Genomic DNA, 14,066 nt, shown 5'->3' on the forward strand with positions numbered 1-14,066 from the left:
GGGTCCTTACGCTTTAGACGCTAATTCTTCGATGGTGTGATTGTGGTTGGTATAGATGCAGATATCCCCTGCAATACCCAGCGCTTTTTCAACGATATCGCGCGCACCGATGTCGGTGTTTTCTAACAGGGCGCGAGCCGCCGCCTGCGCATAAGGACCGCCGGAACCAATCGCAATCAAATCGTTTTCGGGCTGAATGACGTCGCCGTTACCCGTAATAATCAGCGAGGCATTCTCGTCAGCCACGGCCAGAAGCGCTTCCAGCTTGCGCAGCATTCTGTCGGTACGCCAGTCTTTGGCCAGTTCCACGGCCGCCTTCACCAGATGACCCTGATGCAGTTCAAGTTTGCGTTCAAAGAGTTCAAACAGGGTAAAGGCGTCTGCGGTACCGCCAGCAAAACCGGCAATGACTTTATCATTATAAAGACGGCGCACTTTTTTGACGTTGCCTTTCATAACAGTGTTGCCGAGAGTAGCCTGGCCATCACCGCCAATCACTACCTGGCCGTTGCGTCGTACACTTACAATTGTTGTCACGGGCAGACCCCTTGTTGCAGTAAAAGATCACCCCGCAGCTCAACTGCGGGGCATTGATGCAATCAGATATGGGGTGGCTTTAAGCGCTTTCAACCCCCCAGAGCGAGAGGGATACAATTTGTATGGCCTGAACTGCGGAGGCTTTTCAGCGTACTGTCAGCACCTGAACGGCTGTTATAAGGGCCAATAACCACGCGATTCCAACCGCCGCCGGTGGTAATGCGACTCTCGAAACCTTCAAAAGCGAGCTGCGCGCGGATAGACTCGGCCTGATCGCTGCCTTTAAACGATCCGCACTGTACCATCCAGCGCTGAGTTTTCGCTTTCTCAACCTCTTTCGGCTTAGTTTCTGCCTTTGGCTGCTGCGCCGTCTGAACCGGGGCCTGATGGGTCGGCTCGTGGCTTACTGGCGCGGCGGGCTGGGTATGATGCGGGGCAGACTGCGGTAACATATGCGTCTGCTGCTGCTGAACCTGCTGCTGAGTGTGAGGCTGCTGCTGGGCGCGGATCTGTTGCTGCTGTTGGATCTGCGACTGCTGCGTTCTTATCTGCTGCTGTGCGCGAGCCTGCTGTTGCTGAATTTGCTGCTCCTGCTGCATTCGCGACTGCTGCTGCAACTGCGTCTGCTGCCGCTGTAGCGTTTGCTGGCGCTGTGCAGGCGTCTGTTCATTCCATGGTACTTCATTCAGCTGCGTGGGCTGCTGGCGCATATCGGCCTGCATCTGCTCCAGTAGCTGACGCTGCTCATCGGTTAGCTGAGTCTGAGAGTGGACTTCGCCCCCTGCGGTAGGCTCGGTAGGCGTGGGAACGCTCATCTGGCGATTCTCCAGCTCCTTGATATAGCGCCAGCGCTCCTCGGGCTTGGGCGGCAGGCCATTACCCACGGCTTTACGGTCGGGAATAATGGGCGTTTCATCTTTTTTATGATGGGCGATAAACCAGAGCCCGCCAGCAAAAGTCACCAGTACCGCGACGGCAAGTCCGACCATTATCTTCGATACGCCTGAACCACCACTACGCTTTTTACTACTACGGCTGTTACGGCTGTTGGTCTTCTTGCGACGCGTCCCTGTCGAACGCCCGCGGCCTACATAATCTTTTTGTGCCACTATCGTTCCACTAATTTTCAATAAAAGGTGTGGTCGGGCGAAGTCGTTGCAGGTGCGCCCGGCTATCAGCCCGTCATGTTACTTAAGGGCCGCAAGTTTGACCAGCGTCGATACTGTTTTGAGCCTGCCGATCGCTGATTAAAGGCGGATAAAGTGTTTTTTCCAGATTATTCTTTCTCCCTTAACGAGGGAGCGGTACTACCCCGTATTTTTAACTCAAAATCCAGCAGCCTGGAGCCGCTGTTAACGGGCTTACCCTTTAGCTGGGCAAGAAGCAGATTCATGGCTTCACGGCCAATGTTAAAGCGCGGCTGTGCGACCGTTGTGAGCTGTGGGTCGCTGTAGCGGGACAGTTCGATATCATCAAAACCAATTAGCGAGATCTCCTGAGGCACGCGCAGCCCCATGATTTTTGCCTCGGACATGGCACCCAGCGCCATAATGTCGCTGTGGCAAAATATCGCGTCAGGGCGCCTGGGCAGTGCCATCAAATATTTCATTGCCCGGCTGCCTGCATCGAAGGTGAAATCACCCGGAACAATATAGTGGGGATCAACAGCAATGTCGTTACGCTTTAGCGCCTGAATATAGCCCTGTAACCGATACTGGCACAGCGGCATATCCTGAGGCCCGGTAATACAGGCAATGCGGCTGTGCCCCAGCTTCAGCAGATGGCTGACCGCTTCAAAGGCGGCCGTCAGGTTATCAATGTGTACGGTAGGCAGTTCCCGCGCGGGCGCAAACTCGTTGGCCATCACCATCGGCGGCAGGTTAGGCTGTTCCTCCACGCTGATATCAAAGGGAAGCTGGGAACCCAGCAGCACCATCCCGTCAATCTGACGGGTTAGCATCAGGTTAAGAAAGGATTTCTCCTGTTGGCTTTGATGCGCACAGTCGCCGATCAGCACCAGATAGCCCTGGGCGGCTGCCACCACTTCCACGCCGCGAATGATTTCGCTGAAAAAGGGGTCACAGATATCCGGCACGATAACCAGAATGGTGTGGGATTCACTGCGCTTACTGCTGCGGGCCATAGTATGAGGGGAGTAGCCCGTGGCGACCACCGCCTCTTCAACCTTCAGGCGCGTGGCGGCAGAGACTTTTTCAGGGTTCATCAGGGCGCGCGAAACCGTCGCCGTGGATACGCCAGCTTTTTCAGCGACATCCTTCATCGTCGCCCCCGCTGCCTCTTTCGTGTGTTCCAACGCTATTCTCCTTGCCCGAGTCGGCCTGTCGCGGGTCGCACCGACCTGTAAGGTATATTAATGAGTCCCTCTGACCCTTGCCACATTTCTAACAGATGTTAGCGGGCGTCGTTACTTAATTTGCATAAAAAATGTGACTTGTATGGCTTTTTTCGAGCCTGCTCGCAAAGCAGACGAAAAGCAGCCTGTATTTCAACCTTCCGTTGGATCAATATCCAGCGTCCATTTGACTTTACGCGCCTGGGGTAGCGTGCCGATCAGGGGGAGCGTGCTCTTTATCAACCGCTGCAGGAGCCCCCGGGAAGGGTGTTGCAGCAGAAGCTGCCAGCGATAGCGCCCGCCACGTTTGGGTTGCAGCGCCGGTACCGGACCCATCACCCAGAACGCCTCATCTTTTAACGGACTGGCTTCCAGAAGATTACGTAGCTGCTGTAAAAATAGCGCGGACTGCTGGTTATCATGATCGTCTGACCGAAACAGCGCATGGCTGGTAAACGGCGGCAGGAAGACGGTTTTGCGTTCAGTCAGGGCGCGAAGCGCAAAGGCATCGTAGCCCTCATGCAGAAGCGTTTGCAGTAAAGGGTGCTCGGGGTGGTGAGTCTGTAAAACGACCTCTCCCTGCTTGCCCGCTCGCCCGGCGCGTCCGGCCACCTGGGTGTAAAGCTGCGCGAAACGCTCGGCAGAGCGAAAATCTGCTGAGAACAGTGCCCCATCCACGTCCAGCAGCGAAACCAGCGTGACGTCGGGGAAGTGGTGGCCTTTCGCCAGCATCTGTGTGCCGACCAGAATACGGGCGCCGCCGCGATGAACGTCGGCGAGGTGCTGTTCCAGTGCGCCTTTTCGGCTGGTGGTGTCGCGATCGATACGGGACAACGGCACGCCGGGAAAACGAGCGGTGAGGTTATGCTCAAGCTGCTCTGTACCCAGCCCCACGGGAACCAACTGCGTTGAACCGCACTGTGGACACTGATTAGGCACGGGGCGCTGGCTGTCACAGTGGTGGCAGCGGAGCTGATGATGATGCTGATGTAGCGTGTAGTAGCGGTCGCAGCGCTGACATTCAGCAATCCAGCCGCATTCATGGCAGAGCATGGCAGGTGAGAATCCCCGCCGGTTCAGGAACAGCAGCACCTGGTTATCGGCACTGAGATGCTGACCTATTTTCTTAATCAGCATCGGCGACAGGCCACCCTCCAGCCTGACCCCTTTCAGGTCCAACAGCTGCTGCGTCGCCTGTCTGGCATTTCCCGCGCGCTTGCTGAGATTGAGCTGACGATATTTGCCCATTTGCACATTATGTAGCGTTTCCAGCGCCGGCGTGGCGGAACCCATCACCACGGGAATATCTTCCTGTCGGGCGCGAAAGACAGCCATATCGCGCGCCTGGTAGCGCCAGCCTTCCTGCTGCTTGTAGGAGCTGTCGTGCTCTTCATCAATGATGATAACGCCGAGGCGGGCAAACGGGGTGAACAGGGCTGATCGGGTGCCGATCACGATTGCCGTCTCACCGCTGCGGGCGCGCAGCCATACCGCCAGCCGCTCACTGTCATTCAAGCCGGAGTGGAGAACGTCCACCGGCGCGTTAAAGCGCTCGCGGAAGCGAGCGATCGTTTGCGGCGTCAGGCCAATTTCGGGTACCAACACCAGCGCCTGGGCACCGCTTGCCAGGATGTTTTCCAGTACGCTCAGGTAGACTTCAGTTTTACCCGAGCCGGTGATCCCGGCCAGCAGCCAGGCAACGAAATGGTCATCTTCGCCACGTATAGCGCCCACTGCCGTAGCCTGTTCGGTATTAAGGCGTAACCGCTCACCAATCACCGCGTAACTGCTGCGCCAGTCTTCCCGCTTGCGGGTTAGCGATTGCAAATCGCAGAGACCTTTTGCCCGCAGCGCCTGTAGCGTGGCATCGGTAATGTCATGCTGACTGATTTCATGGCGGTAAAGACTTCGCTGTCGCAGGGCGGAAAGGGCCTGCTGCTGCTTCGGTGCGCGTTTCAACGCTTCCGGAGGCGTTGCGCGGCCGGTTTCGCTAATGACCCACTGGAAAAGCGGAGCCTCGGCGGCCATTTTCCCCTGACGCAGCAAAACGGGCATCGCATGAAACAGCACTTCACCGAGCGGATAATGATAGTAATCCGCCGCCCACAGGAGGATATGCCACAGCGAAGGCGGGTAAAGTGAAACGTCGTCCAGCACCTCGTTGACCGCTTTAAGCTGATCCAGAGGAAAATCGCTGGTCTCGCTCAGCCCCACCACCACGCCCACGGCTTTCCGCTTGCCGAAGGGGACGCTGACGCGACCGCCAACCACTGCCGCAGGCAGGTGTGAAGGCAACAGGTAATCAAAGTTGCGGGCAAGGGGAACGGGAAGCGCGACCTGAACAACGGGCATGAATTCATCCGGATGAAATTATCAGCGGGATAGTGTACACTGTGTGTTCCGAAATGTGCGGATCCGATTGCAGCGGGTGGTTAATTTCTGTATAGTCCGCCGCCGTGATACGGCATTTTGGTATCATAACACCTGAATTTTTAATCTTCGTGTGGTGCCGGTGCAGGGTAATCCTGGCACGGGAGAGCGACACGGCCTTAACTGAGGTTTCCCATGAAAAAAGGTATTCACCCAAATTACGCTGAAGTTACTGCTAAATGCTCTTGCGGTAACGAAATCAAAACCCGCTCAACCGTGGGTCACGACCTGAACCTGGACGTGTGTGGTAAATGCCACCCGTTCTACACCGGTAAGCAGCGTGACGTTGCCAGCGGTGGTCGTGTTGACCGCTTCAACAAGCGTTTCAGCATCCCTGGTAGCAAATAAGCTATCTGAACGAAACGGTTTCCGTTTCGGATGCGACAAAAAGCCTGGCAACGCCAGGCTTTTTAAACGCTCATTAACACCCTGTCAGGCGGTTTGCTGACAGGGTGTTTTTTTTGGTTAAGACTTAGTTTTTAGTAGGGGTAACCGGGACATTAAACGAGATTTTTGAAGCAGAAATGTTGCCACCAATTTGATTAATACTGGTGAGCTTAGGTGCCTGGATGACCAGATTATTTGCAGCAAGCGTACCTTTCCCGGCGAAAGGGATCAATGAACACTTGTTATTAACCAGCGAGCCATTGGTGCTCAACGTCAGCGTGTCAGCCCTAAGGGTACCATAATTAGTAATACCGTTCTGGCCGATAATGCCCATTTGTGCGGAAGCCTGCATCACGCCTGTATTTTCAAAAGAGTTTGAAAGAACGTTAATTTGCGTCCCCTTAATAGCGGTCGAATTATTAACTTTATCACTCGCAATATACATAAGGTTACCCGCATCAAGCGTTCCCTTTTTCAGCTTCACATTTTTGGTAGAAGAGATCTGAATGTTATTACCGCTGCTTAATGTGCCGCTGTTTGTAATATTTCCTGAGGAGGTGAAGAGGTTCGATATAAGTCCATTAAGTGTATTATTTGATGAAGAACCCGCTTTCATATCAATGGTCCCTGACTGTGAACTTATGGAACCCTTATTAGTAATATCGGTCATAGTGGCGACTATCATATCCCCATTACTGATTATCTTACCGCGTATATCATTAGTGAAATCGCCTAAGCTATTAAATACGGCGGTGGAGGCTGATTCGAGTGTGCCAGAGTTAGTAATTTTACCATTGCTGGCAATTTGGAGCGCCTGTGCATTCAAGGTGCCCTTATTGTTTACACCTGCTCCGGTATTGTTGGAGCCCAAAAAGATCGTGCCTGCTGTAATCCCACCCAGCGCGCTCACATCTATGCCCGTAGAGGCAGATTTAGCAATGACTTCCACATCTCCTTTGTTGGGATGATAGATGTAATTTCCTGTCAAAGCGTATACGGAGTCTGATTTTATTTGACCATTAATTTTCAATGAGTCAGCGAGTAATGTCGTATAATCTGCCGTCATGGATTTGTTAATGGTGATATTACCCCTAGTGACTTTAAAACCGGATAATACACCCTCCTTGTCAATCACCGGGATGCCTGTAGTCAGCGTGGTGCGGTTAGTGTTGATAAAGCTACAGCCTGAGCAGGTAATGCCGTTAGGGTTGGAAATAATCACATCTGCTTTGAGACCACCCACTTCAATAAACCCGTTCAGGGCACTCGATTTCTTCGAAGTGACTTCGTTAAGTATCACTTTGGCTGATGAGGTAAGGTTACCATTTTTAGCAATGTTACCTTTTTCCCGAACCAGATCGACCATACTGTTATTCAGAATCATGCCTTTATTGCTCACATTGAAATCTTTCCACATATTGTGAGAAAGCCCATTGCTATCAGCATTATTGATGTCTACAACGGTAGCTCCGCTGGAGTGTACGTAGCTGGCAGGGTCTGCACATACTGATTGCGCAAAGAGAGCAAGAGAGGTAGCCAGAAAAATCGTTTTAAATTTATAGTTTTTCATTTTATTAGTCCGTTAATGAATGGTGCTGAGATAATGATAGGTCGTGTTACAAATAGCGTATTTCATCGTGCTTTATAGTGCCCTGATTTTAATACCTCCATTGAAGTGAAAAGCCGAGAGTGAGTGAATCCGTATGAAAGCCATCTGGACGTGCAAGAGGCATACCGGCAAAAAGATCGAAACCGGTATTCCACTTCCATCCACGCAGGCCAACGACGCTGCCGGCAAGCATCTTTCCTGAGTAGTTGGCACGCTCTCCTCCGCCAATACCCTGCCCAATGTCTAAACCTGCATAAGGCTGGAAAGCCCTGCCTGGTATTATCCAGCTGAGATCGTTGCGCCAGTACCAGCCCTGATTTTGCTGTAGGTTTAACTCGCCATCAAAACCGCGTACGGTCCATCGATTGCCGATAGCGAAGCGATCTAATGTTGAAAGTCTGTCTGGTGTGAGCTGAAGATTAAAATGGGGAGAATAGTTAAAGTAATGCCCCTGGAGGATTAAGTTGGTCGATGACTGAAGGTCTATTCCTACGATTCTTCCCTGCTTGTCGATCAGATCAATCTGCCTGTCCGGGGTGTTGCTACTGCCGAACCAGGGCATCTTATGCTGGTAGCTCAGGCGGGTGTTGATCGTAGTATTATTAAATTTGTACTGATTCTCTAAAATCGCTTTCCAGCCAGAATTTTTTTTATTCATGCTTTCCAGTTCTATTTCATTAAAAGCGTAGCGTGCCCCCATATTGAAGATTTGCACTCCAAAGGTATATTTTTGACTAACCGTTTGGGAGATAAGGTAGTTAAGCTGCGCGCTGAGATAATGGTTCTTGTTATTTAACATCCAGCTAGCCCAGTTTCCCTGAACGTGCTGCTGATAGCTGCTCTGGCTGGCATATAAGTCCAGCCACCAAAAACCCCATGGAACCGAATAGCCGACCGAGCGGTTAGTGTTCCCCTGGGCCTTATGACTGAAATCAATATCGCGCCCATAAGAGAAATAGAGCGTATCGCTTAACGACGTAATATTGTTCAGATAGAGCGTCGTACCTCCCTGGTAGCGGCCGCTGGTCGCGCTACCAGCGTCGTTCATCCACGCGCCAAGCTGCCAGTATTTATCCTGTTGCCGCTGAATATAGAGATCGCTTTCACCTTTATTCTCGCCGGGGAGCAGTATGATTTTTACAGATGAACCCGGCACGCGCTGTAGGTTCGCGCTTCCCTGTTCCAGCTCTCTCAGACTGAGGATGTTTCCCGTGCTAAAAGGCAGGGTGCTTTTGAGATTAATAAAGTTTGCCCCTCCCTTTTGCAGCTTTATATCACCCACTTTTCCTGCGAGGATCTCGAAGTTAAGTTTGCCCTCATTAATATCCTGCTCCGGAAGGTTAATACGGGTAGTGATATACCCGATACGAATGATTTCATTTTGCAGCGTTCGGGCTAATAATCGAACGCTCTCAATGCCGAGACATTTCCCCTCGGCCTGCTGTGTTATCCATGAAACTTCGTCGATTTTGAGTCTGTTGTCGTCCTGTATTAGGTTTATTTCATTGATATTAAAACAGTTTTCTTCAAGAGGGAAAGGAATTTTCTTCCTGATTAGGTTCTGTTTTGACGAAAGGACCGATTTTGTTTCAGGTACAACGGCCTCTCTCCTGGCTTTATCCTGTTCTATTGGGTTGATCGTTTTATCACTGATTTGTTTTTCAATGCCTGCTTGCTGATAAATTCCAGTATCTGCTGATGCAGTGGCCACTGAAATTATAAACAAGAGGGGTGAAAGATGAATATAACGTAAAGGAAAAAGCATGAGGTCCATTATTTTTATCTAATAATCCATTATTAAATATAATCTTATTTTTTTCGTTATGGTAAGGCAATAGTAAAAGTTTTGGTTTTATCAGGCAGAGTGGTCTGCGCAACACGAGAGGAAGGTTTTTACGTTATCAGGGCGTGTTCTATATTTATACAAAGTGTTGCATATGTAAATGACCTCAGGTTTTTCCTATAAATGTATTCATCACATTGGTTCATTTTTTATCAGTGAAGCTGAACTTAATATCAGCGTAATAATAAATAATATTGAATGCAAATAAGATTTAATTTACATCTTAAGATGATATTTGGCTATTATAAAAAACATGATGAAATAAGGGTAAATTATGGAAAAAAAGACAAGAATAGATCTATTTCAGGCAGGAATATTAATGTGGATGCGACTCATTTTACGGTGGCGGCTTTACAATTATAACCTAATGCAGAGGCAGAGGCAGAGGCAGAGGCAGAGGCAGAGTCAACTTAGGGTACAGGTGCCGAATTATCCGTGATCCTTCTGAGTCGGATGTGAACTTGCAGGTGTGGCTGAACGCGACTCTGACCGACAAGTTCGCCCAAGCCCCAGATACCCTAAGGACAGAGGAAAAAAGAACGTGTTTTAAGGAGATATCCGGCGGACAGGTAAGCGGGCTGGGTTATCAGAAGAGCAGGCAAATCCCTCTTACAAAGGATCTGCCCGCGTCGCAGGGGAGCGTAAATGCTGGGTTAGTATTCCCAGGTGTCTGGATCAACGCCCATTTCCCGCATGATCGCTTTCGCGTCTTCCGGGATCTCATCACTGCGTTCCTTACGAAGATCAACATCATCCGGTAAAGGCTGGCCGGTGAAAGCATGTAAGAAAGCTTCACACAGCAACTCGCTGTTAGTGGCATGACGCAAGTTGTTGACCTGGCGGCGGGTACGTTCATCGGTCAGAATTTTCAGAACTTTTAACGGTATTGAGACCGTTATTTTTTTTACCTGCTCGCTCTTTTTACCGTGTTCAGCGTAAGGGCTGATATATTCGCCGTTCCATTCAGCCATGGGGTACCTTAGTCATCATTAAAATTTTTTGAAAGTGCCGAAATTCGGCTAATTATGCCCGAAGTTGGTGCCCACCACACTGCTACAAAGCAATTTTTATGCAGGCTATAACGACATAATCTTAACGGGTATTGGCGTTTTGCTCAATCTATACGCAAAGACATTTAGATGTCCAGATGTATTGACGTCTAAATATGCGCTGTTATGCTAAGCACTCTACTTATTCTCCTTTCAGGAATTTATGCACCATGACGCGTAAACAGGCAACCATCGCAGTGCGTAGCGGTTTGAATGATGATGAGCAATATGGCTGCGTTGTCCCCCCCATCCATCTTTCCAGCACCTATAACTTTACGGATTTCAATCAGCCAAGAGCCCACGACTATTCGCGTCGCGGTAATCCCACGCGGGACGTGGTTCAGCGTGCGCTGGCCGAACTGGAGGGTGGAGCCGGGGCGGTGATGACTAACACCGGCATGTCTGCCATTTTTCTGGTTTGTACCGTTTTCCTGAAACCCGGCGACCTGCTGATTGCCCCCCACGACTGTTACGGCGGCAGCTACAGGCTTTTTGACAGCCTGAGTAAGCGTGGTGCCTGGCGCGTGAAGTTTGTCGATCAGAACGACGAGGTGGCGCTAGAGGCTGCTCTGGCAGAGAAACCTACGCTGGTACTGATAGAAAGCCCCAGCAACCCGCTGCTGCGCGTGGTCGATATCGCCGCTATCGCAAAAGCGGCGCGTGAGGCGGGTGCCGTCAGCGTGGTTGATAACACCTTCCTCAGCCCCGCACTGCAAAACCCGCTGGCGCTGGGCGCCGATCTGGTCCTTCACTCGTGTACCAAATATTTAAACGGCCACTCCGATGTTGTCGCGGGCGTGGTGATTGCCAAAGATCCGGCCCTGGTGACTGAACTGGCCTGGTGGGCCAACAATATTGGCGTCACCGGCGCGGCTTTTGACAGCTATCTGCTGCTGCGTGGGTTACGCACGCTGGCACCGCGCATGGCGGCGGCGCAGCGTAATGCGCAGGCCATCATTGACTATCTGAAACAACAACCGCTGGTTAAAAAGTTGTATCATCCATCACTGCCGGAAAACGCAGGCCATCAGATTGCGGTAAAACAGCAAAAAGGCTTTGGCGCTATGTTAAGTTTTGAGCTGGATGGCGACGAGAATACCCTGCGTACTTTCCTTAAAGCGCTAGAACTCTTTACCCTGGCAGAGTCGCTGGGCGGCGTGGAAAGCCTTATTTCCCACACCGCTACCATGACCCATGCAGGAATGTCCGCTGAGGCTCGTGCGGCAGCAGGTATTTCTGAGACGCTACTCCGCGTGTCAGTCGGTATTGAAGACCACGAAGATTTAATCGCCGATTTGGATAATGCCTTCCAGATAGCGGCCAAGAGGTAAGCATGAGTCAGTCAGCAGTGGCAGCCGGCACGCGCCAGTTGCACAAATTTGGTGGCAGCAGTCTTGCCGACGCCAGGTGTTATCAGCGAGTGGCCGGGATAATGGCTGAATACGGCTCTGCCGGGGATGTAATGGTGGTATCTGCCGCGGGCAGTACAACCAATCAGCTAATCAGCTGGCTTAAGCTGAGCCATACCGACCGACTTTCTGCTCATCAGGTACAGCAGGCCCTGCGTCGCTATCAGAGTGAGCTGATAAACGGGTTGCTCCCTCCCGAGCAGGCCGAGCCGCTGTTGAACGATTTTATTCACGATCTTGAAAAACTTGCCGGGCTGCTTGACGGAAAAATTACCGAGGCGATTTATGCCGAAGTCGTCGGGCACGGTGAAATCTGGTCTGCCCGTTTGATGGCTGCCGTTCTCAACCAGCGCGATATTGACGCCGGCTGGCTGGATGCCCGTGATTTTCTTCGCGCCGAACGCGCGGCTCAGCCGCAGGTTGATGAGGGAAAATCATGGCCGCTATTGCAGCAGCTTCTGGCGCAGCACCCGCATCAAAGGCTGGTGATTACCGGGTTTATCAGCCGCAACGATGCAGGCGAAACCGTACTGCTTGGCCGTAACGGCAGCGACTATTCTGCGACCCAAATCGGCGCACTGGCTGGGGTTTCACGCGTGACCATCTGGAGCGACGTAGCCGGGGTGTACAGTGCTGACCCGCGTAAGGTGAAGGATGCCTGCCTGCTGCCGCTGCTGCGGCTTGATGAAGCCAGTGAACTGGCGCGCCTGGCGGCACCCGTTCTGCATACCCGCACGCTGCAACCCGTTTCCGCCAGCGATATTGACCTTCAATTGCGCTGTAGCTATCAGCCAGAGCAGGGGTCCACGCGGATTGAGCGGGTGCTGGCCTCAGGTACGGGCGCACGTATTGTGACCAGCCATGATGACGTGTGTCTGATTGAGTTCCAGATCCCGCCACAGCATGATTTTGCCTCGCAGTATAAAGAGATCGATCACCTGCTGAAACGCGCGCAGCTTCGTCCCCTGGCAACGGGTATTCATCCCGATCGCAATCTTATACAGCTTTGCTACACGTCTGAAGTGGTGAGCAGCGCCCTGGCACTTTTACAGGATGCCGCGATACCGGGACGCCTGCAGCTGCGTGAGGGGATGGCGCTGGTTGCGCTGGTCGGGGCTGGCGTTTGTCGTAATCCGCTGCACAGCCACCGCTTCTGGCAGGAGCTGAAGGACCAGCCCGTTGAGTTTATCTGGCAGTCGGAAGAGGGGATCAGCCTGGTTGCGGTCTTGCGCGTCGGCCCCACCGAAAATCTGATCCGCGGTCTGCATCAGTCGCTTTTCCGCGCTGAAAAGCAGGTGGGTCTGATGCTGTTTGGCAAGGGTAATATCGGCTCCCGCTGGCTGGAGCTGTTTGGCCGTGAGCAGGAGACGCTGTCGGCCCGCACGGGCTTCGAGTTTGTGCTGGCCGGTGTGGTAGATAGCCGCCGTAGCCTGCTGAATTATGACGGACTGGATGCCCGCCGCGCGCTGGCCTTTTTCGAAGATGAAGCGGTCGAGCAGGATGAGGAGTCGCTGTTTTTGTGGATGCGCGCTCATCCGTATGACGATCTGGTTGTGCTGGATGTCACCGCCAGCGAGCCGCTTGCCGAACAGTATCTGGACTTTGCCAGCCACGGCTTTCACGTTATCAGCGCCAATAAGGTCGCCGGAGCCTCAAGCAGCGACCGCTATCGTCAGATACGCGATGCGTTTGCTAAAACTGGCCGCCACTGGCTGTACAACGCCACGGTCGGCGCGGGCCTGCCCGTGAATCATACCGTGCGCGACCTGCGTGAGAGCGGCGACAGCATTCTCTCCATCAGCGGTATTTTCTCCGGCACGCTCTCATGGCTGTTTCTGCAGTATGACGGTACGGTGCCCTTTACCGATCTGGTCGATCAGGCCTGGCAGCAGGGGCTGACCGAACCCGACCCCCGGGTTGATCTGTCAGGCCAGGACGTCAGGCGCAAGCTGGTTATTCTGGCGCGTGAAGCGGGATATGACATCGAACCCGATCAGGTGCGCGTCGAATCACTGGTGCCAAAAAGCTGTGAGGATGAATCCATTGACCATTTCTTTGAGAATGGCGAGGCGCTGAACGACCAGATGAAGCAGCGACTTGAAGCTGCCCAGGAACTGGGGCTGGTGCTACGCTATGTGGCGCGCTTTGACGCGAACGGTAAAGCCCGCGTGGGCGTGGAAGCCGTCAGGGACGATCATCCTCTTGCCTCGCTGCTGCCCTGCGATAACGTCTTCGCCATTGAAAGCCGCTGGTATCGCGATAATCCGCTGGTGATCCGTGGTCCGGGTGCAGGACGCGACGTGACCGCCGGTGCGATTCAGTCCGATATCAACAGGCTGGCGCAGCTGCTGTAAACGTCCAGAGCCAGACATTTTGTCTGGCTCTGGCCTGTTTACGACCTGGATCTGGGCTGTTTTACGGCCTGGATCTGGGCTGTTGACGGTCTGGC

Annotated in this window: 10 protein-coding genes; 3 read left to right on the plus strand and 7 right to left on the minus strand. The window is 52.6% G+C overall.

The genetic code is table 11. The annotated features are described in order from the left end of the window. Positions 1-6: 6 nt before the first annotated feature. The 4 genes from hslV to priA form a co-directional block, all read right to left on the minus strand. Positions 7-537 carry an ATP-dependent protease subunit HslV gene (gene hslV, locus A1830_RS17910; protein ID WP_067709404.1) on the minus strand — a complete coding sequence of 177 codons (531 nt, stop codon included), beginning with the start codon at positions 535-537 and terminating at the stop codon, positions 7-9. An 89-nt stretch (positions 538-626) separates the two neighbouring features. Further along, positions 627-1,646 (minus strand): cell division protein FtsN, encoded by a 1,020-nt coding sequence (gene ftsN, locus A1830_RS17915; RefSeq protein ID WP_067709406.1) that lies wholly within the window; start codon positions 1,644-1,646, stop codon positions 627-629. Positions 1,647-1,813: 167 nt separating this feature from the next. Then, on the minus strand, positions 1,814-2,851 hold the full coding sequence (gene cytR / locus A1830_RS17920; RefSeq protein ID WP_067709408.1) for a DNA-binding transcriptional regulator CytR: 1,038 nt from the start codon (positions 2,849-2,851) through the stop codon (positions 1,814-1,816). A gap of 192 nt (positions 2,852-3,043) precedes the next feature. Then, positions 3,044-5,242, minus strand: coding sequence for a primosomal protein N' (priA, locus tag A1830_RS17925; protein ID WP_067709410.1), 2,199 nt, complete (start codon positions 5,240-5,242; stop codon positions 3,044-3,046). A gap of 213 nt (positions 5,243-5,455) precedes the next feature. On the opposite strand from priA, the gene rpmE reads away from it, so the two are divergent. Beyond that, entirely contained in the window at positions 5,456-5,668 is a 213-nt protein-coding gene (gene rpmE / locus A1830_RS17930; protein WP_024966154.1) for a 50S ribosomal protein L31, read from the plus strand. Between the two features lie 124 nt (positions 5,669-5,792). Here rpmE and A1830_RS17935 read toward each other — a convergent pair whose 3' ends face one another. The 3 genes from A1830_RS17935 to metJ form a co-directional block, all read right to left on the minus strand. Beyond that, complete coding sequence (locus A1830_RS17935) at positions 5,793-7,277, minus strand: two-partner secretion domain-containing protein (RefSeq protein ID WP_067709412.1); 1,485 nt, start codon at positions 7,275-7,277, stop codon at positions 5,793-5,795. Between the two features lie 88 nt (positions 7,278-7,365). Further along, the gene (locus A1830_RS17940; RefSeq protein WP_082804208.1) at positions 7,366-9,090 is read right to left on the minus strand and encodes a ShlB/FhaC/HecB family hemolysin secretion/activation protein; all 1,725 of its coding nucleotides are present in this window, start codon (positions 9,088-9,090) and stop codon (positions 7,366-7,368) included. 722 nt (positions 9,091-9,812) lie between these two features. After that, positions 9,813-10,130, minus strand: coding sequence for a met regulon transcriptional regulator MetJ (gene metJ / locus A1830_RS17945; protein ID WP_067709414.1), 318 nt, complete (start codon positions 10,128-10,130; stop codon positions 9,813-9,815). 248 nt (positions 10,131-10,378) lie between these two features. On the opposite strand from metJ, the gene metB reads away from it, so the two are divergent. Both metB and A1830_RS17955 read left to right on the plus strand, forming a co-directional pair. After that, positions 10,379-11,539 (plus strand): cystathionine gamma-synthase, encoded by a 1,161-nt coding sequence (gene metB / locus A1830_RS17950; protein ID WP_067709416.1) that lies wholly within the window; start codon positions 10,379-10,381, stop codon positions 11,537-11,539. A gap of 2 nt (positions 11,540-11,541) precedes the next feature. Beyond that, complete coding sequence (locus A1830_RS17955; RefSeq protein ID WP_067709419.1) at positions 11,542-13,971, plus strand: bifunctional aspartate kinase/homoserine dehydrogenase II; 2,430 nt, start codon at positions 11,542-11,544, stop codon at positions 13,969-13,971. Positions 13,972-14,066 lie beyond the last annotated feature (95 nt).

The organism is Erwinia sp. ErVv1, assembly GCF_900068895.1.
In the GTDB taxonomy this organism is placed as follows: Bacteria; Pseudomonadota; Gammaproteobacteria; order Enterobacterales; family Enterobacteriaceae; genus Erwinia.